The sequence below is a fragment of the Pseudomonas sp. SDO5532_S415 genome (genome assembly GCF_054071155.1).
Genome location: NZ_JBSVWS010000001.1, coordinates 142,651 through 163,104, shown reverse-complemented (window position 1 = coordinate 163,104; position 20,454 = coordinate 142,651). Strand labels below are relative to the sequence as shown.

At 51.1% G+C, this 20,454-nt stretch carries 20 protein-coding genes and 1 pseudogene; 13 read left to right on the top strand and 8 right to left on the bottom strand.

What is annotated here, in order from left to right; translation table 11 throughout:
• Positions 1–20: 20 nt before the first annotated feature.
• Positions 21–566 carry a carboxymuconolactone decarboxylase family protein gene (locus tag ACW9HW_RS00775; RefSeq protein ID WP_457397478.1) on the top strand — a complete coding sequence of 182 codons (546 nt, stop codon included), beginning with the start codon at positions 21–23 and terminating at the stop codon, positions 564–566.
• A 161-nt stretch (positions 567–727) separates the two neighbouring features.
• Here ACW9HW_RS00775 and ACW9HW_RS00770 read toward each other — a convergent pair whose 3' ends face one another.
• Positions 728–1,555: an IclR family transcriptional regulator gene (locus ACW9HW_RS00770; protein WP_457397477.1), complete on the bottom strand. Its 828-nt coding sequence runs from the start codon at positions 1,553–1,555 to the stop codon at positions 728–730.
• Between the two features lie 270 nt (positions 1,556–1,825).
• On the opposite strand from ACW9HW_RS00770, the gene ACW9HW_RS00765 reads away from it, so the two are divergent.
• The 4 genes from ACW9HW_RS00765 (at position 1,826) to ACW9HW_RS00750 (ending at position 5,945) form a co-directional block, all read left to right on the top strand.
• Positions 1,826–2,467, top strand: a complete 642-nt coding sequence (locus ACW9HW_RS00765; protein WP_457397475.1) for a hypothetical protein — start codon at positions 1,826–1,828, stop codon at positions 2,465–2,467.
• A 24-nt stretch (positions 2,468–2,491) separates the two neighbouring features.
• Positions 2,492–3,319, top strand: coding sequence for a sugar phosphate isomerase/epimerase family protein (locus ACW9HW_RS00760; RefSeq protein WP_457397474.1), 828 nt, complete (start codon positions 2,492–2,494; stop codon positions 3,317–3,319).
• Between the two features lie 231 nt (positions 3,320–3,550).
• Entirely contained in the window at positions 3,551–4,960 is a 1,410-nt protein-coding gene (locus tag ACW9HW_RS00755; RefSeq protein WP_457397472.1) for an MFS transporter, read from the top strand.
• Between the two features lie 241 nt (positions 4,961–5,201).
• Positions 5,202–5,945 (top strand): sulfite exporter TauE/SafE family protein, encoded by a 744-nt coding sequence (locus ACW9HW_RS00750; protein WP_457397470.1) that lies wholly within the window; start codon positions 5,202–5,204, stop codon positions 5,943–5,945.
• Between the two features lie 163 nt (positions 5,946–6,108).
• On the opposite strand, the gene pdxR is transcribed toward ACW9HW_RS00750, so the two are convergent.
• The gene (gene pdxR / locus ACW9HW_RS00745; RefSeq protein WP_457397468.1) at positions 6,109–7,515 is read right to left on the bottom strand and encodes a MocR-like pyridoxine biosynthesis transcription factor PdxR; all 1,407 of its coding nucleotides are present in this window, start codon (positions 7,513–7,515) and stop codon (positions 6,109–6,111) included.
• A gap of 93 nt (positions 7,516–7,608) precedes the next feature.
• On the opposite strand from pdxR, the gene ACW9HW_RS00740 reads away from it, so the two are divergent.
• The 8 genes from ACW9HW_RS00740 (at position 7,609) to ACW9HW_RS00705 (ending at position 13,683) form a co-directional block, all read left to right on the top strand.
• The gene (locus tag ACW9HW_RS00740; RefSeq protein ID WP_457397466.1) at positions 7,609–8,025 is read left to right on the top strand and encodes a cupin domain-containing protein; all 417 of its coding nucleotides are present in this window, start codon (positions 7,609–7,611) and stop codon (positions 8,023–8,025) included.
• Between the two features lie 472 nt (positions 8,026–8,497).
• Complete coding sequence (locus ACW9HW_RS00735; protein ID WP_457397464.1) at positions 8,498–9,115, top strand: nitroreductase family protein; 618 nt, start codon at positions 8,498–8,500, stop codon at positions 9,113–9,115.
• 54 nt (positions 9,116–9,169) lie between these two features.
• Positions 9,170–9,694, top strand: coding sequence for a carboxymuconolactone decarboxylase family protein (locus tag ACW9HW_RS00730; protein ID WP_457397463.1), 525 nt, complete (start codon positions 9,170–9,172; stop codon positions 9,692–9,694).
• A gap of 150 nt (positions 9,695–9,844) precedes the next feature.
• A complete protein-coding gene (locus ACW9HW_RS00725; RefSeq protein WP_457397462.1) occupies positions 9,845–10,543 on the top strand; it encodes a glutathione S-transferase N-terminal domain-containing protein in 699 nt (232 codons plus the stop codon).
• A gap of 59 nt (positions 10,544–10,602) precedes the next feature.
• Positions 10,603–11,226 (top strand): FMN-dependent NADH-azoreductase, encoded by a 624-nt coding sequence (locus ACW9HW_RS00720; RefSeq protein ID WP_457397460.1) that lies wholly within the window; start codon positions 10,603–10,605, stop codon positions 11,224–11,226.
• Positions 11,217–11,693, top strand: a complete 477-nt coding sequence (locus tag ACW9HW_RS00715; protein ID WP_457397458.1) for a pyridoxamine 5'-phosphate oxidase family protein — start codon at positions 11,217–11,219, stop codon at positions 11,691–11,693. Before ACW9HW_RS00720 ends, ACW9HW_RS00715 begins: the two co-directional genes overlap by 10 nt.
• 284 nt (positions 11,694–11,977) lie before the next feature.
• On the top strand, positions 11,978–12,427 hold the full coding sequence (locus tag ACW9HW_RS00710; protein WP_457397456.1) for a GNAT family N-acetyltransferase: 450 nt from the start codon (positions 11,978–11,980) through the stop codon (positions 12,425–12,427).
• Positions 12,428–13,317: 890 nt separating this feature from the next.
• Positions 13,318–13,683, top strand: a complete 366-nt coding sequence (locus ACW9HW_RS00705) for a histone-like nucleoid-structuring protein, MvaT/MvaU family (protein WP_457397455.1) — start codon at positions 13,318–13,320, stop codon at positions 13,681–13,683.
• Between the two features lie 192 nt (positions 13,684–13,875).
• On the opposite strand, the gene ACW9HW_RS00700 is transcribed toward ACW9HW_RS00705, so the two are convergent.
• From ACW9HW_RS00700 to ACW9HW_RS00675, 6 genes and pseudogenes are all read right to left on the bottom strand, one after another.
• Positions 13,876–14,748: a methyl-accepting chemotaxis protein gene (locus ACW9HW_RS00700; RefSeq protein WP_457397637.1), complete on the bottom strand. Its 873-nt coding sequence runs from the start codon at positions 14,746–14,748 to the stop codon at positions 13,876–13,878.
• Positions 14,740–14,928: pseudogene (locus ACW9HW_RS00695) on the bottom strand (HAMP domain-containing protein); the annotation flags it as partial. The gene ACW9HW_RS00700 and the pseudogene ACW9HW_RS00695, both read right to left, overlap by 9 nt.
• Positions 14,929–16,164: 1,236 nt before the next feature.
• The gene (locus ACW9HW_RS00690; protein ID WP_457397453.1) at positions 16,165–17,136 is read right to left on the bottom strand and encodes a YeeE/YedE thiosulfate transporter family protein; all 972 of its coding nucleotides are present in this window, start codon (positions 17,134–17,136) and stop codon (positions 16,165–16,167) included.
• Between the two features lie 431 nt (positions 17,137–17,567).
• Positions 17,568–18,203, bottom strand: a complete 636-nt coding sequence (locus ACW9HW_RS00685; RefSeq protein WP_457397452.1) for a cytochrome P460 family protein — start codon at positions 18,201–18,203, stop codon at positions 17,568–17,570.
• 155 nt (positions 18,204–18,358) lie between these two features.
• Complete coding sequence (locus ACW9HW_RS00680) at positions 18,359–19,246, bottom strand: helix-turn-helix domain-containing protein (protein ID WP_457397450.1); 888 nt, start codon at positions 19,244–19,246, stop codon at positions 18,359–18,361.
• A 428-nt stretch (positions 19,247–19,674) separates the two neighbouring features.
• Positions 19,675–20,241 (bottom strand): carboxymuconolactone decarboxylase family protein, encoded by a 567-nt coding sequence (locus ACW9HW_RS00675; RefSeq protein WP_457397449.1) that lies wholly within the window; start codon positions 20,239–20,241, stop codon positions 19,675–19,677.
• Between the last annotated feature and the right edge of the window lie 213 nt (positions 20,242–20,454).

The window sequence follows — 20,454 nt, the reverse complement described above, 5'->3', positions numbered from 1 at the left end:
AGTAATTTATGGAGACTACGATGTCTAGAAGTGCAGTTCTAACGCCGGAACAAGTGCCGGCTGATTCGAAACCGACTCTCGATGCGTTCACCAAGAACATCGGGTTTACACCGAATATGATGGCAACCTTCGCGCAGAGCCCAATCGCGTTCAATGCATGGGCGACCCTGCTCGGTTCTATGAGCAAAGCGCTCGACGTGAAGACCCGTGACAGCATCGGTCTCGCTGTTTCCGAAGCAAATGGCTGCAACTATTGCCTGACGGTTCACAGCTTTACGGCCGAGCACATGGCCAAGCTGCCGGCCGATGAAGTCATTCTCGCTCGCAAGGGCCAGGCCACGGACCCCAAGCGCAGCGCGGCTCTTCAGTTCGCGTACAAAGTCATCGAGACTCGCGGTAAGGTCAGTGATGATGATCTGAAAGCCGTCCGTGATGCTGGGTACACGGATGCGAATGTCATGGAGATTATCGCGTTGGTAGCCATGTACTCGCTGACGAATTTTTTCAATAACGTGTTCGATCCAGAGAAAGATTTTCCTGCCGTAACACCGGCTGGCTCGATCTGAGTTTTATCCACGCGCATCGACCATCTCTGAAGAGTCCAGGAGATGTCATCTGATGCGAACGTAACGCCGGAGCCTGGATGCGCCCAAGAAAAAAATCTTGGGTACGTGTCCAGGCTTTCTCATTATGGGCATCAACTACTGTTAGCCCCAGCGTGATGACATTACCTCTTAGTGTCTCGTTTACTGATCACGTTGCCCCAAGTACCCACGTTTGCAGATTTCAAGAGCGCCGAAGAATTTCCTGCCACTGCTAGTTCATCCGCGGCCGCTAATAGTGCTGGTCCAAACTGCTGCATACGTTCCAGCGTAAGGCGGGAAGAGGGGCCTGCGATCACGACGACGCCTGTCGTAGGCTCATTAGTACGCCTGATAGGTGCAGCCATAGAGCTCATGCCCAGTGCATAGGCGTCCTGGATGATGCTGTATCCACGTGCACGATGCTCATCCAGCACCTTCAACAAGCCCTTGATGGATGTTGGCGCGTTTGGCCCAAAGTCTTTTGGCTCGCCGATCCCTTGTCGTGTCACGTACTCGATGGCTACATCCTCAGGTAGCGTCATGAGCCAAGCCTGGCCGGCCGCACTGCAGGACAACTTCAAATCTATGCCCATGTCCGGGTCATACAACAGGCCGGATTTCGCTCCTTGCGCCTTTGCCACCAGCGTCAGGCGGTCTTCGTCGACGATGCCCAGCCGAACAAGTTCGGCGGTCGTTTGTGCCAGTCGATCGATTACCGGTTGGGCAATGTCCAGAACGCCTGACTTGCTCAAAAAGCTGAGCCCCATCGATGCCATTTTTGTGGTGAGGGCATAGTCGCCGCGTTGTGGCATTTGACGCACATAGCCGTAACGAATCAGTTCATGCAGCGTTCTGTGGCAACCGGAGCGGAGCTGGTTCAAGTCTGTGGAGATTTGAGCCAAAGCGACCCCGTCCGGGTAGTCGGTCAGGTATTCGAGGATATCCAGTGATTTTTCAAGTGCTCCGCTCATAAACCCTCCGACCATTCAAAATTTGAATAGTATAATAATTTTGAAAGGCATTCAAGTTTTGTGTATTGTCCGATTTCACCAGGCCGGATCACTCCCGGTTAAATGACGATGAGGACGATTCTGAATGTACAAAATCAACACGCTGAGTAGCCCCTTGGTGACAGGAGCAGAGGCCACCGGATTTATCGGCGCAATGGCACGCGTTCGTGGCATGAGCTGAGGTCGACGATGCCCCTTTTAGGAAACGCAGCCCTCGCCATGTGGTGGAACATGGCTCCCGACATGCGAGAAGACTTCGAGCATTGGCACTCCCATGAGCATTTCCCCGAGCGGCTTGGCATCCCAGGATTCCACCGAAGCTCGAGGTGGACTGATGCGAAGGGCGGGGAAGGCATTTTCGTGATGTACGAATTGGAGAACTTCGACGTCCTGTCGTCGCCCTCGTACCTGGAACGATTGAATGCGCCCACTCCTTGGTCGATCACGTTGATGCCGCACCACCGGAATATGGTGCGCAGTCAATCGCATGTCCTTGAATCGCACGGCGGTGCCGTGGCGCGCAACGCGTTGACTATTCGTTTCGCGCCGAAGCGTGAACGTGAGCACCAGCTCCGACAGTCCCTGAAGGCACTCCTCGAAGAGCTATCTGTTCGCCCTGGAATTACAGGTGCGCATCTACTGGAGCACGAGACGCCTTTGATCGCTCAGACAACGGAACAAAAGATCCGTGGTGCGGCCGATCAGGTCGCGGATTGGGTGCTGGTTGTCTGCGGATACGACACGGATGCCGTGCAGGCTCTAAACAGTTTCGAGCTTTCCGAACCTTCGCTCGTAAGCCTTGGGGCACAGCCGGCTCAAAAGAGCGACTTCTATTCGCTTTCCTATTCTGCGACACCCGCAGACGTTTATTGAGTGCACCACAGGGAGCTCAAATCCATGAACAACAACACGTCGCACACACTTTGCCTAGCGCATTTGACGTTGATCGAACTGACACCGCCCGAATTGGTTGACGCTGCGGCTGACGCTGGATTTTCCCAGGTCAGCATGAGGCTCGCACCTGCTTCTACAGGAGAGCGGCAGCACCCCATGATTGGTAATACCCCAATGATGCGTGACACCTTGGCGCGAATGCGTGACCGAGGGATCTGCGTACATGACGTAGAGCTGGTTCGGCTTACGCCAGACACCAGGGTTGCCGAATTAGAGCCGTTGCTTGCAGCTGCTGAGATGCTTGGAGCCAAGCATGTACTCGTAGCTGGGGATAGCGACGACGAATCTGCGATTGCTCAGCGTTTCGGCGAGCTGAGCGCTATTGGAGAACGTTACGGACTGCACATGGGCTTGGAGTTCATGCCCTGGAGAGGCATCAAAAACCTGCCGTCCGCGTGTCGCGTTGTCGAGGCAGCGGGGGCTGGCGGGGTCGTGGTGGACGCGATTCACCTTGCTCGTTCGGGTGGCACGCCAGAGGATCTCGCGCTGTTACCGAAGAACCTGTTGGCGTATTTCCAGATTTGCGATGCACCTTCAAAGACGCCGATTTCCGAGGAGGAATTGCTATTTCAGGCTCGGAGTGCACGCCTCCCACCAGGAAAGGGCGGTCTCGACCTTATTCCGATGATTCGAGCTCTTCCACCTGAGACAGTTATTTCCATCGAAGTACCACTTCATGGGTTACCCGATCTGCTGGCGCCGGTGGCCCGTGCTCGCATGCTTCGCGCCGCTACGCTCGAGATTCTGGCGAAAGCCCATGCTGCCCCATAGCGGAATCTGAGTTTGGCGTAAACGTGCACACCTCAATCATTTTTGGTACGGCAACCATATCGTCCAGCTTTGTTCCAGCCGGGATAACGCTCGATGTGACCGCTGTATTCAGCGACTCATGGAAATCTCAAAAGACCTTGGGACGAATAACAGGAAGACAGCGAATACCGCTGGCTACACCCGCTAGACCTTGACCAGCCAACTCTCAAAATAAAAATACTGGAGACAATAATGGCAGACGCCTCGGACCGCGCGCACCGCGCGAAACAACAGATCAAGAAGGCTGCTGCCAGCGGCTGGATTGGATCGGCGCTGGAATTTTACGACTTCTTCATTTACGCCACGGCGGCATCGCTGATCTTTCCCCAGATTTTTTTCCCCAATACGGATCCCAAGCTCGTCCTCATCGCGTCATTGGCGACCTATGGTGTGGGTTACATCGCTCGCCCAATTGGTGCCTTCTTCCTAGGGCATTGGGGTGACACGCATGGGCGCAAGCAGGTGTTGGTCCTGTGCATGTTTCTCATGGGCTTTTCAACGATGGGCGTCGGGCTGTTGCCGACTTACGAACAGGTCGGCCTGCTTGCCCCTGTACTTCTCGTCTTGCTACGACTGATACAGGGCTTCGCAGTGGCTGGAGAGGTATCCGGCGCCACCTCAATGATTCTCGAGCACGCGCCTTTTGGGCGGCGGGGTTTCTATGCCAGCTTCACAATGCAGGGTGTACAAGCAGGACAAATTTTTGCCGCTGCGGTCTTCTTGCCGCTCGCTTACTACATGCCCACTGAGGCGTTCAATGCTTGGGGGTGGCGCATCCCTTTCCTGCTCAGCTTCATTGTCATCGTCGCGGGTTACATCATCCGCCGAGAAGTCGACGAGTCACTTGCATTCGCTGAAGAGGGCGCACACGGTGCGATCTATAAGGCGCCGGTTATCCAGGTTGTTACTGAGAGCTGGAGGGACATGCTGCGAGTGATGTGCTGTTCGCTGATGAACGTCATTCCAGTGGTAACAACGATTTTCGGAGCGGCTTATGCGGTCCAGCCCGGCTACGGTATCGGATTCGAGAAGGAGGTTTATCTGTGGATCCCGGTCATGGGCAATATTGTCGCCGTGCTCGTCACTCCGCTAGCCGGCAACCTATCAGATAAATTCGGCCGCAGGCCGCTGATCATCATCGGTGCACTCGCTCCAGGATTGCTGTCGTTCGTGTATCTCTATGCCATCAGCATTCACAGCATATCGTTGGCAATCGTGACGTCGCTGTTGATGTGGGGAGTCCTCTATCAAGGTTACAACGCGGTTTTCCCGAGTTTCTATCCGGAAATGTTCCCGACCCGCACCCGGGTCTCCGGCATGGCCATCTCCCAGAACCTCGGCACCGCTGCCACAGCCATGCTTCCGGCGCTGTTCGTTGCTGTTGCTCCGCCGGGTGCGGTCAATATTCCGATGACCATCGGAGCGATCACTCTGGGCGTGACGGTGATCGCGGCTATTGCAGCCTGGACCGCTAGAGAAACCTTCCGTATCCCTCTGAACAATCTGGGCAATCCTGACGCGGTTGCTGTACCTAAACAGGAATATGAACGGCTTCGAGAACAGGCGGTGGTCGACGTGCGGGTGGCCAAGGCACCTGCCTGAGTTTTGGTTTCCACCGGGCCTTGGCGCGATGCGAGGCCCGATGGACTCCCTTCACGGTGTCGAAAGCAGGAGTTTGCCGAGGCTTGCAGTTCTGGGCCGAGTGACCACGGTAGATTCTGTTTTCAAGTTCGGAATTTCTACGAGTCTCGACTGTGGATGGAACGACAAGATTAACCATGTGGCATTGCCAGGAACCGGAAAAAATCCTGGTATTAATGCTCGCTATTACGGCGCCTAAAACTTGAACCTGGACACCTACTTTTTTCTAGCCGTACTTGCAGCCTTCCTGGTGGGTTTGTCAAAGGGAGGCTTGCCCAGTATCAGCATGTTAGCCGTGCCACTGCTGTCACTGGTGATGTCACCGGTCAAGGCAGCGGCCTTGTTGTTGCCGATCTTTGTGATTTCCGATTGGGTGGGGGTTTACTTGTATCGGCGTGACTTCAGCAAGGCTAATCTTCGATTGCTGATCCCGGCGGGTATGGTTGGTGTGTTGGCGGGTTGGCTGACAGCATCCATCGTGTCCGATCGGGTCGTCACCTTCCTGATCGGCGCCATGGGCGTGGTCTTTTGTCTGAATGTTTGGCTGCGTAAGCAAACCGATAGGGCACCACAACCTGCAGATTGCGCCAAGGGCTGGTTCTGGGGCACGCTCGCTGGTTTCACCAGCTTCATTTCCCATTCAGGCGGGCCACCGTTTCAGATATTCACGCTGCCGCAAAAACTAGCCAAGGCTGAGTTTGCCGGAACCGCAACGATCGTTTTTGCGGTCATCAACGCAGCAAAAATTATCCCTTACCAGAACTTGCGCCCGTACTCCCATCAAACGCTGGTGGATGCGATGGTGCTGATACCGTTTGCTCTGATCGGTACGGTGGCAGGCGCCTACCTTACGCGAAGGATTTCTGATATTTGGTTTTACCGTATCGTGCAGCTCAGCCTGTTTTTGGTCTCCATCAAACTGCTAGCAGACGCGGTGCACAATTGATCTATTAGCTAGCGGCATTTTTGTCCACTACTCGGGATTGGAGAGTATTCGAAGAAGACACACCAAGGCTCATGAGCTTTAAAAGAGGCAGGTATGGAGATCACCCTGAGAGTTCATCAGTACGCGCGTTTCCTAGATCTTGTGTAGTGATTGGCACCTCGCGCTAACAATGTCGTTCGATGATTTCGAACAGGCGACTGCAGGATGTATCGAGAGACTGTTCAGGCGCAGTGGCAACGCCAAGCAAGAGGCCGGAAGAGCTTGCAGACGGACTCGCGAACCATGCTGACAAAGGCGATGGAGCCATGCCAAAGGTCATCGCTTCCTGAACGATCTGGACGTCGGATGAACCGTCCGGGAGTTTGAGAAGTACTGCCAAGCCTGCATTGGTCCAATCAGCATTGTGCTTTCGTAACTGCGCGCATAGCGCATCACGTTGTGCAAGATAAAGACGTTTGAGTCGGCGGACACGTCGGATGTAATGGCCATCGTGCATAAATTGAGTCGTGGCGAGTTGAATGACCGGTGAGGGGGCGGGTGCGAGCGTAGCGACAACCTCCGAGAATGCTGTAACCAATTCGGTAGGTGCCACAACAAATCCCAATCGCAACCCAGGGCTTACAGTCTTGCTAAATGAGCCTATATGAATAACCCGGTTCCCCTCGTCCAGTGACGCCAGGGCAGGGGCCGCCCTACCTTCTAGTTGGAGCTCGCTGAGGTAATCATCCTCGATGATCCATGCGTTGTTCGAAGCAGCCCATTCAAGTAGTTGAAGTCGTCGCCTCAAAGACAGAGTCGACCCTAAGGGGGCCTGCTGACCAGGTGTCAGAACGGCTAGCGCCGCGTCCGCTGCGATCTCAATTGCGTGGCTTACGTTGAGACCCTCAGTGTCAACCGGGATCGGGATGATATTTAAACGAGCAAGCTCCAAACCCTTGCGAGTCAGAAAGAACCCAGGTTCTTCCATCCAAACCTTTTTGCCATCCAGGCCTAGCACACGAAGAGCAAGGCCTAAACCGGAGCTATATCCCGACGTGATAAACACCTGCTCGGGAAAGCAGTGAAGGTTCCTTGCGATGGATAGATAACCTGCAATCTCTCGGCGTAACTCCAGCTCCCCCCTAGGGTCGGGATAGACCAGAGACGAGAACGATCCGGCCTTCAACAGGTTGGAGGAGCGCGCGCGTGCGAATAGCTTTTCTAGGCCCTCAAATGCGGGAATACCGAGCTGAAAGATCGCTGGTCCGGCGTTCATCCGCTCATAGGCTCTCATAAAGGCACCTGGCTCCGGTGGTACTGACTGAACCACCGCTGCAGGGGGGCGTGGTGCCACCTGTGTGCCTTTCGCCCCAAATGTTTCGATCATCTGGGCATCAGATAATCGTTCATATGCCTCTTGAACGGTACCGCGTGCCACGCCTAGGTGTGCGGCCAGATCTTGCCAAGAAGGCAATCGAGTGCCTGGTGTGAGCAAGCCTGATTCGATTGCCCTGCTAATGCTCAAACGAATTTGTTCCGACAAGGACAGCTTTGCTGCCCGATCAAGCTGAATCTGCAGGTCTGAGTTCATAGTCTTGGTACACACGAAAGTGGGTGATCTTGGTTCTTATATTCGTACCATCGACGGATCAAGATGCAAAGACCGAGATAGAGCGATCCAATCATGATCATGCGTTCGATTCTGACTGTATTTTTCGCAACGGCTTCCATCTGTGCCATTGCTGGGGCTTCGACATACAAGCCTAGTGATGTTGTGAAGCAGAATTTTGAACAAGCAATCCCTAATTTGCCTGGCAAATCCCTTGTCGCCGTTGAAGTCGAGTATCCCCCGGGCGGCAGCTCATTACCTCACGCGCACGCTAAGTCTGCCTTCATTTACGCATACGTGATATCGGGCGCAATCGAATCAAAGGTCAATGACGGGGATGTGCGCGTATATCGCACTGGTGAGAGCTGGTCTGAACCTCCCGGCGCGAATCATTCTGTAAGCCGGAATGCGAGCAAAACCAAACCTGCAAAGCTTTTGGCGGTATTTGTCGTTGATAGCAATGATAGAGAGCTGACCACGCCATTGAAGTAATCACTCTGCTTGAACACGCGTACAGAAACACCGCAAGAAGCTGATATAGCGTGGTGTCAGAGCGTGAGATGGTGGTGACCCATGTGCCACATAACGCAGCTATAGCGGAGCTATGACCCTTTCGTCTGGTGATGGAATCTCTCGTCGAGGATCAAGGTGCATTGCGAGAACCACTCAAAAGACCAATGCAATCATCCTCGGAGCTTCGGCGGTGAAAGAGTGAGAAGAGGAGGGTGGTAAAGACATGACACTGCCCTCTTCGCCGGTGAATTGTTCTTCCATCAACAAAGAATAAACAAACAAGAGCGCTGTCGGTTTTGCTAGTTCGATGTGCAAAAAGCAAGCGGCTCATTTGTCTACCGACCACCAGAAGCAGAGGAGAAAAATGCTACGCGATATCCCGAACGAACCAGGTACGCATAGAACGCAAGCTCTTTGAGCTTCAACTTACCCTTCGATCATAGGAGTCATCATGACCAACGCCGTCATCGAATGTATCGTAAGTCGCAGCGCCGCTAAGTACTACGACCCTACCGCAACTTTGAGCGACGACCAAATCTGCGAGCTGGTGCGAATCGGCACCTCTGCCCCGACATCCTTCCATATCCAGAATTGGCGGTTTATCGCAGTACGCTCGCCTGAAGCCAAAGCTCGGTTAAGTCCGATTGCGTGGAGTCAGCCGCCGATTACGGAAGCAGCCGTTACCTTCATCATCTGCGGTCAACTGGCTGATTCGAGCGTAATACCAGACCGTCTAGCGCCGTTGGTTCAAGCCGGCGTCATGCCTGCGGCGATGGTGTCAGATTGGGAACTCCCTGCTCGCGACTTGTATTTAGATCACCCGCAGCGCCAGCGAGATGAAGCTATGCGCACGGGCACTTTCGGTGCGTCGGCGATCATTTATGCCGCCCGCTCGTTAGGTCTAGGTTCGACGCCCATGATTGGGTTCGATGCTGAAGGGGTGGCGCGCGAGTTTGGGCTTGCCGAAAACGAAGTGCCAGTCATGTTGCTGTCTATAGGTGCAGAACGCCCAGGAAACTGGGCGCAGAAGCCGCGCCGTCCGTTGGCGGAAGTGTTGGATTTCGTTTAATTGTCAGTAAACCAATAAGTTACGGAGACTACTATGCCTAGATGTGAAGTTTTAATGCCGGAACAAGTGCCAGCTGATTCGAAGCCAACTCTCGATGCATTCACCAAGAACATCGGGTTCACTCCAAACATGATGACGGCCTTCGCGCAAAGTCCGATTGCGTTCAACGCATGGGCCACTTTGCTTGGTTCTTTGAGTAAGGCGCTTGACGTGAAGACTCGTGACAGCATCGGTCTCGCTGTTTCCGAAGCAAATGGGTGTAATTACTGCCTGACGGTTCACAGCTTCACGGCTGAGCATATGGCCAAGATGCCGGCCGATGAAGTCATTCTCGCTCGCAAAGGCAAGGCCACCGACCCAAAGCGCAACGCTGCCCTTCAGTTCGCGCACAAAGTCATCGAAACCCGGGGCAAGGTCAGTGATGCTGATCTGAAGGCCGTCCGCGACGCTGGCTACACAGATGCGAATGTTATGGAAATCATCGCGCTGGTGGCCATGTACTCCCTCACCAATTTTTTCAATAACGTGTTCGATCCTGAGAAAGACTTCCCTGCCGTAACCCCGGCTGGTTCGATCTAAAGTCTATCCGTTCACATCGACGATCTCTGATGGTGCTGTGTGGGTTTGATGTGATGCGAGCGTAATGCGAAAGCCCGGGTGCACCCTAGAGGGATTCTTGGGACCGCATTCGGGTTTTTCGTCAGTGGCGACAAATTTAGGGGCAAGACAGTGACACTTGATCATCCGATTTTCACACGCTGGCCGGCGCGGTATCCCGATCGGTTGCAACTCTTTTCCCTGCCGACGCCCAATGGGGTGAAGGTCAGTATCATGCTTGAGGAAACTGGCCTCGCATACGAGGCGCACCGAATCGATATCATGGCGGGCGAAAGCCATGACCTAGCCTTTCTCGCGCTCAACCCCAACGGCAAGATTCCTGCTATCTACGACCCCGATGGGCCGAGCAACGCACCACTTGCGTTGTTCGAATCAGGGGCAATCCTTCTCTATCTTGCCGACAAGACAGGACAATTTATTTCGACCGATCCGAACACTCGCTACGAAACGATCCAGTGGGTGATGTGGCAGATGGGGGCAGTCGGGCCGATGTTCGGCCAAGTCGGCTTCTTCAATAAGTTCGCTGGCAAAGACTTCGAAGACAAGCGCCCTCGCGACCGTTACGTAACCGAATCAGCTCGACTGCTTGGGGTCCTGGACAACCGGCTTGCGGATCGCGACTGGGTGATGGGGGCTGATTACAGTATCGCGGATATTTCGCTGCTCGGTTGGGTGCGTAACCTGATTGGCTTTTATGAAGCGCGTGAGCTCGTCGGCTTCGACCGCTTTCTTCATGTTCAAGCATGGTTCAACCGTGGCCTCTCGCGTCCAGCGGTGCAGCGCGGGCTCGAAGTGACAGCAACTGACTGAGGAGAGTAGACGATGAAAATAGTCGTGATCGGGTTCGCAAAAGCATCGGGATCGTTCACATGAATATCCTCCACATTGATTGCAGCTCGCGTCCAGAATCGCATAGCCGCGAGCTTTCAGCAGCGATCGTCAAAATGCTCCTTGAAGTTGCGCCTGGTGCGAGTATCAGCCGGCGTGACTTTGCCGCTAGCCCACTTCCGCATGCTTCGCCTGACTACGCGACTGCCCTGTCGTCGCCAACAACGTTAGCGGCCCCGCCGAAGGGCTCGTTGGATTTATCGGAAGAGCTTATTCAGGAAGTCGATGCAGCCGATGTGATTGTCATCGGAACACCCATGAACAACTTAACTGTTCCGTCGGTCCTCAAGGCGTGGATAGACCAGATTCTCCGCGCCGGTCGCACGTTCATGTCGACGCCTACCGGAAAAGTAGGAATGCTCCGGGATCGTCCAGTGTTTATCGGTATCGCTTCCGGTGGCGTCTTTACGGGTGATCGAGCCAACCAACCTGACTTTCTCACACCGTATCTATCGGTGGTGCTGGACAGCGTGGGGTTGAAAACCCAGCAATTTCTTTCTGTGCAGGCTACTGCATTTCTCGACCAGGACCAGGCCATATTCGCGAGGCAAAAAGCCCTCGCAACGATCGACTTGACGGTCGTGAGAGAGGCTTCATGTCCATGATTAAAATCACTGATGACATGGAGGATATCGTCAGGCTGGCGTTGCTGTCGTTCGTTGCAACAGTCAATGAAGACGGGACGCCCAATCTTTCGCCGAAGGCGTCTTTGACAGTCACGAACGGCGTCCTCTACTTCGCAGATATCGCTTCGCCGCAGACGATACTGAACTTGACGCGCAATCCAGCCGTAGAAATTAACGTAGTCGATATCTTCCAGAGGCGCGGTTATCGATTCAAGGGCCGTGCATTGATACTTCCACCAACCGAAGAGGAGTCCGTGGTGATCGCCAATTGGGTTCGAGCGGTAAATGGCCCGGAGTATCCTGTCGATCACGTTGTAAAAATCGAAACCACATCGATCACTCCTTTGCTGTCTCCAGCTCATGTCCTTGCCCACCCACCTCGGAGTCAGGACGAAATCAAAAGTACCTACCTTCAAAAGTACGGTTTGAAAGCAATCACAGACTAGGCGCGACGTCTGAATGAACCACGTTGGCGTTAAGCAAGCCAAGTAGGCGTCCGTCATGGGTAAGAGATACGTAAAGGTTGTTGGACTTGCACCTTGCAAGACTTGTGATCATTGATAGAGAAGGAGGATTAGGCTGCTTCGGTCCCCACTTTTCGGCCTTCGAATTGGCTCTGAGTGGAAGGCCCGGGCAGCTCTTTTCGATTGTCAGCTGGAGGTGTTCGACCACCTCTTCTCACGCGCCGCCATGAAGGACCCGGGCGCCAACTAAATTACGGGAGCACACTATGCAATCAATTGAGATAAAAGCCATAGAGAACAAGGATTTTGATATCTGGCTTCCGCTATGGCAAAGCTATCAGCGATTTTATGAAGTAGATATCCCTGAAGCCGTGACGCTCAATACGTGGACGCGCTTCTTGGACCCAGTGGAGCCAATGTATGCGGCGCTTGCCATGGTGGGGGCACAAGCATCAGGCTTAGTGCATTCGATCTACCATCGGTCTGCGTGGGCAATGAGTGACCACTGTTATCTCCAGGATTTGTTTGTCGCTGACTACGCTCGGGGTAACGGTATTGGCCGGGCATTGATCGAGCATGTATATGCGGATGCTAGGCGACGCGGAGCGTCTCGTGTGCACTGGCTTACTCACGAGTCCAACCACAATGCTATGCAGCTTTATGACCGTATTGCCGATCGTTCAAGCTTTATTCAGTACCGGAAACTATTAGTCTGACGCACCAATTGTGATTGCAACTCGAACACCTCTCCACAGCGTTACCCTATACCCCTAGGGGAGTGATTGTTTGGATGGCCTGCCGGTAAAGAAGCGTTGCTTCAAAGAAGTAGTCGTCACCGCATTCGGCTGCCTCGGAGACCAAGCGCTCATGTTCTGAACGAAAGAGTCGGTGGCGTCTCCGCGGATTTGGACGAGCGATTTCAGCTCAGCGTATCGGGGTGTCTATGGTCGTATGGGGCATGGAACCCTACCCATGGCCTGGCTGTTCTCGCCTATCCATGATTTTGGCGATCAAAACTGAAAGGTCTGTGCCCTGAAGGCGCTCTCGCTTCAGGTAATAGAAAACTCTTCTTTAGCCTTTCCAATCCGTAAGTACCCAATGCCGGGCTTTGACTTCGACACGATCGCAGAATGTTGGTTGTTGGAGAGCCATCACGTAGTCAGCCACCTTGAGGCGAATTAGTTACGCGATAGGGAACGGCGCGAAAAACTGAACGCGTCTTGACTCGGCTCGTACCTCTCGATCAATGCCATAGTTTTTTCGAGCTTTTGAGCAAGCCGGTTGATAGCGCGTTGGAGGCCATGCTGCTGACCAGCATCAACCTTCTCTGCACGTTGAAAACTGAGGGGTGCGGTTCAAATAGAAATTCAGATACGCTTCGCTGATCTTGGGTGTAGAGCTCTCTATATTTTGCCTCCTGCCTTGGCCTAGTTTGCTAGCGAACAGGATCTGGCATATGCATTATCAGCTACAGTGGTACCTGGTGAATGGTAGCCATGTTAGCGATGGCGTTCGTAAGGATCAGCTCGAAAGGGATTTAGGTCTTTGAACCCTATACCATGGTGCCCCAGCAATCTGCGCTATCCACACATCAAGGAATTGACCCATGTCTCGTCTGGCGGAATTTCGTAAGCTCGAACAGCAACTTGCCGAGCAGCTCGCAGAGCTGGAGTCCATGAAGGGTGACTCTGAGCTAAAAAAAGAAATGGAGTTCGAGAGCAAACTGCGTGCATTGTTAGCTGAATACGGTTTCAGTCTAAAAAATGTGATCAATTTGCTGGATCCCGAAGCGGGCCGTCGCACACCGACTACTGAGCCTAAGTCAGCTTCTCGCAAGCCACGACAGGTAAAGGTTTACAAAAACCCGCACAATGGCGAGATCGTTGAAACCAAAGGCGGTAATCACAAGACGTTAAAAGAGTGGAAAGCAGCACACGGCGCGGCCACTGTTGAATCATGGCTCACCAATTAATTTGGATTGAGTAAAACAAAAAAGGCCCCTCAAGGGCCTGTTTTGTCAGTGGTGTTGCAAGCACGGAATCGCGTGAATACAACTGTGGTGAGCTGGAAAAACGATCTGGTTATGCTTTCTTTTTTAAGAAAGCATTTCTAAATGCTTTTCGGTCGATGTCGCTTTTGATTGCTCCGGCGGAAATTTAAAAGGTTAAGAACGCACGAGAGTGAAATGGCTTACCTGGGCGTTCAGGCCTTCAGCAAGACGAGCGACTCCTTCACTGGCGCTACTCACTTGATCGGACCCCGTTGCATTATGACTAGCTAATTCTCGAATCTGTTCGATTCGCTGACTTATATCATGAGCAACGACAGCCTGTTCTTCAGCAGCGCTGGCGATCTGAACAGCCATTTCACTGATCACCCGATTGGCGTGAGTAATGTTCTCGAGAGCATGACCGGCATCGTCCGCTTGTCGAGAGCCAGCCTCAGCTTGACTACGACTTTGATCCATAACGCATACTGCTTGCTTGGCGCCTTCCTGTAAGCGCATGATCATATCTTGAATTTCTTGAGTCGAATCCTGAGTGCGTTTCGCCAAGTTTCGTACTTCATCTGCAACAACGGCGAAACCTCGGCCTTGTTCTCCAGCCCTGGCGGCTTCGATCGCAGCATTGAGAGCGAGCAGGTTGGTCTGGTCGGCAATGCTACGAATCACATCAAGAATTCCGCCGATGCTAGAGGTGTCTGCGGCCAAGGCCTGAATTACTTCCGCAGCTTTGCCAATATCATCGTATAGCTGCTGGATGGTGCCGACCATTTGCTCTACTACCGCGCGGCCGCTTGCGGCAGAACCATCAGCTTTCTGGGCCGCTTCTGCTGTCTGAGCAGAATGGTGGGCTACTTCTTGAACAGTGGCGGCCATTTCCGTAATGGCAGTTGCCACTTCAGAGGTGTGTAACTCTTGCTGCCTTATGTTTTCCAGTGTGATGCGTGTTGTATTGGTGAGTTGTTCTGCGGATACTCCGAGCTGGCTGCTAGAGTTCACAACATTAGTCACAACGTCTCGTAATCTGATAACCATCTTTCCGAATGCATGAGAAAGAACTCCAAATTCTCCCCCATTTTGAGCATCTAAATTGGTGCTCAGATCTCCTTCAGCAACCCGTTGGGCGTCGTTCGAGAGCCGCAGCAGAGCGCCACTTACCTTGCGTCGTATAGTTAAGATACCGATGCCAGCAATAACGATTAGCAGAAAAACCATTGCACACACCACGCTCATATAAACGGAACTCGTGAAGCGCAAATCACTTACTTCTTGCTGAGTTCGTTGATTGAGTAAGCCGAAAAACTCTTTTACAGGCGTCATAATGCGCGCTTTTTCCGCGTCGTAACGAGGGCTGTAGACCAAGCGAGTCGAAGCATTGAGATCAGGTGCGGTGCCTTTGGCCCCGGAGGCGGTGTCCATCGCGTCAGCTTCGATTCTCGCCAGTTCGTTCGAAGCTTGCTCAGCCTCTTTCAGCTTAGCGAGTTCAGCTTGATTCATTCCTTGTTGGCGCATCAGCTCGAATAGCGGTATAGCAGGATCGAAGTCAGTATCAACCTGCTGGCCGGCGGCAAGGAAGTCAATGTAGGGAAAGTTATAGTTGGTAGGTCGATGTTCTTGCCCATTTCTAACCGATAAGATCTGCTTGTACAACTGGGCGTAGCGACTTTCTCCGGTGACTGCAAAAGTGCGAGCCATTCGACTTAAGTCGTCAGAGCTCTGTCGCAATTCATCGGCTAATAGATAAGATCTATATCGATTTTCTTCGCTTTCGCTTAGGCTTTGTTGGTTTTTTATCATCGCCATTACAACCAGGCTGAGAGTTATCGCGCTGATGATAATGGCTGAGAAAATAATTGTAAAAAGTCGCTGAATAGACAAGTTTTACTCTCCTTGTTTGGATCAAGTCAATCCTGAGTAGGAATAGGTAGTGGCGACAAGATAAGAAACTAGCAAATAACGCTTCTGTAGAAAAAGCGTACCCGCCTAGGAACATATACCAAAGAATCCAGGTTTTTCAGGGAGCTTATGTCATCATAATTATGCCGATTCGCTGAGATAGAATTCGGAATCGATTTTTATAAATCGACTACCACCAACTGGGGAGTCCTTTCTCAAATCCACCTGCCTAATAGGAAATGAGCAGTGCAAGCTGTATCCATACTGCAACTGCCTCTTACCTTGATCAAAAAGGGAGGATATTGATTTGGTGCGGGGGGAGCTTAGCGGACGATTTGAAACAGCTCTTCCAAAAACGTGCGTATCATGCTTGTCGTGGCTGTGTCGATCTATAATTTTTTGGGGGGAGGCTCTCATGCTTATCTGTTGGTTGGTCAGAAGCTGGCATGGATGATGATTTAAAGTGGGGGGTGTATGCGCTTGTAAAGTGTCAAATAGCGGAGAGTTGAAATTATCTTTTTGTAAAGTGGGAGCCAGTAAAAGCACCAGCAACAATCAAATTTTAGGCTTGTAGCGAATCTTAAAAAGTGAGGCTAATACTAATAACATCATTGCATATGCGATGAAGGCGTGGGGGGCTAGGGATGGAATGCCATATAATAATAAAGCATCGTTGCCACCAGGAATAACTATGGCGGAGAAACTCATTAACGAGCCTCCCACCAGTTTTTGAAAAAGAGGAAAAAAACCAGGCTTGCGTAATTTCAGCTTGTGAGTTTTCCACGCTGCCACAATGGCACCAAAAATCAGCGCCCCTGTGGCTGTAAGTACCTGGATGGTGACATTAGGCACATAGGGGGTGATCAGCTTAGCTGCACCGTGAGAAAGTACTGTCAGATACCCCCAGTTTCCGATAAGCGCATAGAGCAATCCTCCCGTAATACCAATTACCGACATTGATAAAGTGGGACTCCAAGCACGATCTGAAGAGGGCTTAAATTCGCCAGGATTCATAGGGCTTCGCTTTAATGCAAGTTCATGAAAAGCAATAGAAATAAAGACCAACCACACGAAAAGGGCTAGTGCAGATGGTTTCGATAATTCTAAAAAAAAGTATCCTTCAGTACTAGATGTAACTAATGGAGCGAAGACCGCTCCTATGAACATGCCAGCAATCGTGCCGATATAGTCCATCTCCCCCTTTGATATATGCGCGAGAGTACCGAACACACATGCGCCATTCAGAAAGGCACCGAGACCAAAAAGCGCACCGGCAATGAGCATGATCCAAGATGGTTGGTAGGTTTGAGATAAGGTAACGGTGGTTGGGAAGAACCACGCGCTTGGCAGCAGCACAAACCCAGCCGAAGCCGTAGCTACTATGAAAGCCCGAAGATAGGTTGTTCGCTTATGGTTTATCCAATAATTGACCGCAGCGACAGCACAAACGTCTCCACGCCCTATGGCGAAACCCATGGTAAAAGCAAGAGGTACGCTTGTAGCCAATATGATATAAAATTGCGACAATTGTATTAATCCTCGTCAAATGCCAAGGAAAATTTGATGCTCTTAAAATATACGGTAGCACATATTCTTCAATGTGATTTTATCATTTAGGGTTTTGAGAGTTGGGCGTAATATAAATCACTATCGTTAATCAGTCATGATTGGTTGTGTAGAGCTGAATTGAATACACTTGCCAGTGCAGCGTTTATACGATGGTCAATGCATAATCTGGGCGGAATTTTTGTTTTGGATAAAGCTCTAGAAGTATTGTTGCGTAAATAATTGCTAGAATAGTTAGTTTTTACGCGCGAGAGAGTGGGGGGCGAGGTGTACCGATACCTTCAATTGGGTGCATGCCCGATACGCTTAGATTGAATTTTTTCAGAGCGAGCGAATTCATTTGATCGGTTCCCATGAAATTCGCCCGCTGAAATATACAAGATCACTCGCTGTCACTGAGTATTAAGAGTTTTGATTTTGTCATGTGCTTCGAGAAGAGGGTAACCCCAAACGTGCACCCAATCCGTTTTCTTGACGGGAGTGTGACAGGAGATACATGTGCTTGTGTCTTTATTGGTTGTTACTGTCGGAGCATCTTGGGCAATTAACGCCCATCCCCAGCCGTCAGTCCATATTCCGCTTTTCTGATATCGCGCTTTAGTATCTTTTATCATCACAAACCATCCATCATTTTTGTCCCAGAATGATGCGTGGCCAGTCGTTAAGTCAGCGGCAGCAGCACCCTGCAACTCTTTAATTAACATAGCACCATCGGGGAATTCGCCATGGGATTTGTAATATTCAATCGAGTCTCGATCAACATACACTTGGTGTAACTGTTTTAGTCCTCCGAGTGAATCCCCGCCAGGAACAGCGAAAGAGCCTAAAAATATAAATGAAGTTCTATAATCCTTAGGGACTTTTATATTGCCGTTCTTGTCGACATACAACTCGAAAGTGCGTGCGTAGCTGGGGGAGTTATTGCTCGGGCGTGTTGTTGAAGGGGAGCCCGCACTTGATAGCGCAGGATGGAGACATATGACCAAAGTCATGCAGGTGAACACGGTTTTAAAGCTCTTGGCGCTCATATTATTAACCTGCCTCGGAGTTAGTCCGTTAGTGTATTTAGGATGCAGCATTAACCTGCGCAATTGAGGCCCAGCATTTGATAAGCAACATCTGGGTACATCCGCCGTGGTTTAAGTTTTACTCTCCATGGCGAAATCAGCGTTTCTCGTGATGGCTAACAAAGCCAGAGATATCTGTACTGCCCTGGGGTTATGCCAATATGTTGCTTGAAGGCAGTACTGAAATGGGATTGAGAGCTAAATCCGCATTCTTGAGAAATTTGTGCCAAACCCAAGGTGGACTCCGCCAACAGGTATTCGGCGCGACGGATCCTGTGTTCTAAAATATAGGCGTGAGGGGATTGGCCGGTCCTGGCTTTGAATGTGCGTGTGAAGTGAAAGTGGCTTTGTGAAGCGATGCTCGCCAGCTCTCCTACATGAATTGCGGAGCTAATACGCTGATCTATGTACTCAGCGACTTTATTGAAGCGCGGCTCGGGTAACTGTGATTTTGGTATTACCATTTCGAAATTAAATTCATCGCTTTTGCGACCCTTCAGCAGCATTGCAAGAATAAATTTCGCCGCAGCAGGGCAGTGAAAGCCGTTCCTGACCAGGCTAGCGCAAGAGCTAATACCTTCTCCGATTTTTTCGACGACGCGACGAGCCACACAATCGAAACCAGACTCTGGACCATGATGTGCAACTATATTTTTGAGAGAGGTAAGGTTTAGCTTTAAAGTTTCAATTGTTCTTAGTAAAAAGTAATCGTCAATCATTATTTCAACGAAATTGTTCGGGAACTCCCATGCCGCGCTTTGTTCACTTTCAGCGCATCCAAGCACAATGCACGTACCACATTTTATCTCTACTTCTTTGCGCATGTTGGCTTCTGTTAACGAAAGCAAACCATTTCCCGTTAAGAAAATTAAAATCGTCATCTGTCCGCTATTCGATGAATATTTTTGATTGCCTCTTTGCTTCATGAATCGTGCGCAGACAACGCTATATATTTGCGTTGCTGTAGAGTTTGAAGTAGAGTTAGGGAGGAGTAGCGTCGCCATATTAGCCTCTCTTATTAAATATCCCGCGCCTGGTTAGCGAGAATTTAAACTACGATCGGAATCCAAATCTTGTCTCACAGTACTGCGGCAGCACTGGGAAAACTGGGCGGGAGCAATCCTTGAAACGCTTGGTCTAAAATCCGTGGACAGAAGGACGTAGTGGCACATTTTTTTGCTCCATCGTAGGTGCGCCTTCCTTTTGCGCTGCTGCTGCGTTTGAAAGCCCTTCGCTTTTTGGAAAGCATACTCCTTTCCGCGTCGAGCTGACTCAACCTCTCCTGAGGCCCCAAGAGCTTGAGGCCCCCAGGGCAGGAATGTCACCGCTTTGTCGCTTTATCGCGACATCTCAATTTGACGGGCATCGCCCATGACAGATGAGCCAAGGCTAGCCCAATCAAGAGCTGAGCGATTACAAAAACGTGCGCATTTTATGAGTTTTTTTCCGTGGCTTCACTTTTGAAGTCAAACTGAGGAAAGTCAATCGTCGTATTATTTATTCTGTTCACTAAATTGATGAACGTTGTATTACTAGCAACTAAACAAATCTCGACTAGATTGTTTTCGGTGTATCCAGTATCTAAAAGGGTCTGGACACTGGAGAGGTCGACAATCCCTTTTGATGTGATTAGGGTGCACACAAAATCGAGTAATTTATCTATTTTTTCGTTTAAAGTTGGTCGTGCAGTTCTTATGTTTTCTATAGTGGCTTTAGATAGCCCCGCAAATTGTCCGAGAAATGCGTATGCGGTTATGCAGTAGTCGCAGCACGCATGTATGCTTACCTTCAGCCTGATTGCAGCTAGTTCAGCTTCTGAAAGCGTACTTCCTTCGATAACCTTATCAAGTTCAATTATTGTCTTTAAACCGGTCGGGCAGTGAGTTCCAATCGTTGCATAAACATTCGGAACGATACCGGCTGCTTTTTTTATAGAGGCATAAATTTCTGAGGTGGCACCCTGTGCTGACGAAGGGTGGGTTGTGGATAAGCGAGACATTGAAGCTTCCCCCAGGTCTGATGGTGTGATAATTTTTAAGCGTCTTGATAATAGCGCTTGCTTTTATTAAGTCCGACAGTGGTAACGAGATGCTGCAATTATTCGCTCAAGCTAGATGATGACTACTGCAGTAGGTGTAGTGACTACTACGGCGTACCAAAAAAGCTCGAAGCGACATTTGCATCTAAGCGTTAATCTTGATCTTGCTCCTTT